This window comes from Wolbachia endosymbiont of Pentidionis agamae, assembly GCF_036711655.1.
GTDB lineage: Bacteria > Pseudomonadota > Alphaproteobacteria > Rickettsiales > Anaplasmataceae > JAZHPY01.
In genome coordinates, this window is the sequence record NZ_JAZHPY010000098.1 from 1 (window position 1) to 3,499 (window position 3,499).

General features: G+C 30.9%; 4 protein-coding genes and 1 pseudogene. 3 read left to right on the forward strand and 2 right to left on the reverse strand.

The annotated features are described in order from the left end of the window. Positions 1-90: 90 nt before the first annotated feature. A pseudogene (locus V6U76_RS05625) lies at positions 91-249 on the forward strand (IS982 family transposase); the annotation flags it as partial. Between the two features lie 48 nt (positions 250-297). Here the strand turns inward: V6U76_RS05625 and trpS are convergent. After that, positions 298-1,323, reverse strand: coding sequence for a tryptophan--tRNA ligase (gene trpS, locus V6U76_RS04880; RefSeq protein ID WP_333023991.1), 1,026 nt, complete (start codon positions 1,321-1,323; stop codon positions 298-300). A 237-nt stretch (positions 1,324-1,560) separates the two neighbouring features. Between trpS and V6U76_RS04885 the strand changes: the two genes are divergently transcribed. Both V6U76_RS04885 and V6U76_RS04890 read left to right on the forward strand, forming a co-directional pair. After that, positions 1,561-2,205, forward strand: coding sequence for a hypothetical protein (locus V6U76_RS04885; protein ID WP_333023992.1), 645 nt, complete (start codon positions 1,561-1,563; stop codon positions 2,203-2,205). After that, positions 2,202-2,366, forward strand: a complete 165-nt coding sequence (locus V6U76_RS04890) for a hypothetical protein (RefSeq protein ID WP_333023994.1) — start codon at positions 2,202-2,204, stop codon at positions 2,364-2,366. The genes V6U76_RS04885 and V6U76_RS04890 overlap by 4 nt, the downstream gene beginning before the upstream one ends. 125 nt (positions 2,367-2,491) lie before the next feature. On the opposite strand, the gene V6U76_RS04895 is transcribed toward V6U76_RS04890, so the two are convergent. After that, positions 2,492-3,499, reverse strand: a 1,008-nt coding sequence (locus V6U76_RS04895; protein WP_333023996.1) for a hypothetical protein, incomplete at its 5' end; no start/stop codon positions are given.

Genomic DNA, 3,499 nt, shown 5'->3' on the forward strand with positions numbered 1-3,499 from the left:
TCAATTTGATAGCTGGAATTTACAACCTGGATATGAGTCATGCAAGAGGTCTATTAAAAATAGCATAGCAAAAGAGGAGACTAAAAAAAGATTGAAACAGTTTTTAGTTACTTAAAAAACAGACTTGAACTTGAGCATTCGAGGCATAGATCTCCGATAAATTTTTTAGTTCATATTTTTTCTACCATGATTTCATACTCTATGCAGCCAAAAAAGCCTTCTGTTTCTAGCCTTTACTCCGTTGATTAATCAATACCAATGCGAGAAGTTTCTCAAAGGGAAACACTAATATAGCTGTCAAAATTGAATGAAGCCTACAATATTTTTTATCTCTCTCATATTCTGGTCTGCAATATTTACTACTTGTTCATTTGCTTCTTTCAATATAGTACATAAATAAGACTGATCTTTTAGTAAATTATTCAATTCTTTACGTATTGGTGAAATAGTTGCAATAAGCAAATCTGCTAATTTATTTTTGAAATGTTCTATACTCTTTTGATCCATTTTCTTGCAAACTTCACCTATACTGATATTGCTGAGTACTGAATATATATTTACCATATTACGTATCTCTGGACGTTTCTCTAAGCTACTTGGGTCAAATCCTAAAATTGAATCTGTCTTGGCCTTACGTATTTTTTTTATGATTAAATCATCAGGATCATTGATATTAATACGTGAATAATCAGATGATTCAGATTTACTCATTTTTTTTGTACCATTTTTTAAGCTCATAATTCTTGCAGAAGAATTTATAAATAGAGCTTCAGGGAGAACAAAGTAATCTTTTTTATAATGGTTATTAAAGGTAGATGCTATGCTACACGCAAGCTCTAAGTGCTGTTTTTGATCATCGCCAACAGGAATATACTTTGCTTTATATAACAATATATCTGAAGCCATTAATACAGGGTAAGAATATAGACCTAGAGAAGCTAATATTTTTCCATCACTAGTTTTATCTTTAAATTGAGTCATTCTATTCAACCAACCAAGAGGCGTAGAACACCCAAGTATCCAACACAATTCGGAATGTTGACTTACAGCAGATTGGTTAAAAATTAAAGATTTTTTTGGATCTATTCCGCAAGCAATATATGTTGCTGCTGTTTTTAGTGTATTATTTTTTAATTCATCAGCTGTAAGCGTATTGCTTGTAATTGCATGTAAATCAACAATACAAAAAAAAGATTTATATTTTTCTTGTAAATCTAACCATTGTTTGATTGCTCCAAGATAGTTTCCTAAATGTATTGAGCCACTTGGTTGAATACCAGAAAAAACTATATTTTTTTCATATACTTTGCAGTCATGATTCATTGAAATACTAAGAAATTATTTATTATATGATACTGCTCGAGAAAAAGATACATTTTTAATATACTAGGTGTTCCTGATTCTAGAGGAAACATAAATCTAAGCTTTATTAAAATTTAAGTAGATTCATTATAAAAGTTAAATTATAATAAGTTAAATTAATGTTATTAAAAGGTAATAACTATGGGTACTGGTCCTTATAGATGGAATGATCACTTATACTGTTCATTAGAGAAAAATATGAATAAGTTAATAAGTTTTTTTGATTCAAATTGTGAAGATATTACGGCGATACACGATCTAAAATTTACTGCTCTTTTTGATGAGAAAGAAAGGCATTATTCATCATTAGGTGAAGCTATAAAAAGATACAAAAATCTTCAGCGTATTGATTTACTTTATGATGCAGAAACTGATGGCAGTGTAGAAGTTCTGATCGAATGTCTAAAAAATTGTAAGAATCTTGAAATTATTCATTTACATATCAAGAATGTTGATGATTTTAGAGTGGAACATCTAGTTAAATCTTTACAGAAGAAGTCCTGGAAGAACTTACCTACTCTATGTGATTACATGGCAAAAGGCAAGAGGTTAGGCTTACAAGACTTGTATTTAGATAAAAATTACATTAGCAAAGATTTTCTTTGTTCAAATATCTTACCACACTTACCAAATACTTGTGAAGTGCATTATAAAGAAGAACGTACTTATTATAGTTTTTCAGAAAAAGAAAAAAAAGAATATAAAGGACGTATTGATTATAGTTCTTTAGGAAAAGTAAATGACGCTATTTTAATGAGTGCTTTCATATTGCCTCCCTTGACATCTGTCGTTTGCGTATATTCGTTTTTGATATTCCTAATTGTTCAATTTCTGAAAAATTGATTGTAAGTGCACTAATTCTTGGTGCTATTGCTCTTGGATGGCTTATGTTCCAGTGTGTAGAGAAATTTCCTGAGTATTACTATAAAAATCACTGCAATGTAAATACTGAGATTGAATCTCCTAATGTAGTAGTTAATGATTGCAATACTAAAAAAAGATAATATTAGTTCATATTTTTTCTACGTAGTCAAAAAATCCCTCTATTTCTAGGCTTTATTTCTTTGGTTATGGGGCATTAGAAAGAAAAGTCTGCTATTAGATAATAATAGCAGACTTTATATTTAATTTATAAATACTGAGAAGATCTTTCACCAAAAGCAGGAGATACCTCTTGTTGAATCATAGAAGTGCTTGGCACTGCACCTATCTCTTTTTCCATAGCTGCAGTAGTACCAAAAGAATCACGTGCTCTTTGTTTTGCAGCTTTTTCAATAAGCTTTGCTGCATGATCTGGTGTAAGTGTTTCGATCACTCCTTCATCTATTGCAACTGCAGTCACTCTGTGTACACTAACTGATACTACTTTCCACTCTCCTTTATTCATAGAACCTAGTGATAACTCTCTAGTATTGCTACTATAATGACTTGTTAGTTTAGAATAGCTGGTGTGTGAAAAACCATCCGCTACTATGCCTGAACAACCATCCGTTACGTCTGAACGACTACTGAACCCGGAGCTTCTACCAATTGGATTTGCTTGAGCTAACTGGACTAGAATAGATAAATAGCTTCTATTTGCTTTTTCTTGTTGATCTTTGGTACTACTTTGATATTGTTCTTGTGAAACATTTTCTACTTCTATAACATTAGTATTTAGAAATACATCTTTACTGTTGCCACTTATGAGTGTTTCTGAAGTATTAGTGTAGCCATTTTTATCTTGAGCATCTGTTTCGTATTTATTTCCATTCTGCACGCTACTTTTAAAGGCCATGGTGATGATAAGATTCTGTTTTCTATGACTATGTCCATGATGATGAACATCAGTAAGCAATCTTATTCTTACATCAATACCATCATCTGACCTGCTAGAATTTGGAAGCACCACATGCTCAAAACATTCTATAATAGAATCCAAGTCATCTATATTGGAAATTTCTACGCCTGGCTTTTGTACATTTTCTTCTAAATATTGCTTTATGTATGGTAATAAAAGAATACCTTTACCATAATACGTTAATTCAATATTTTTATAATTTTCTGCTTTTTTTGAATAGGTGGGTAATGTTTCTGATAAATATTTATTTTTATCTGTTAATTGAAATGTGCTATCACTTGGTTCAGTTTGATCTGG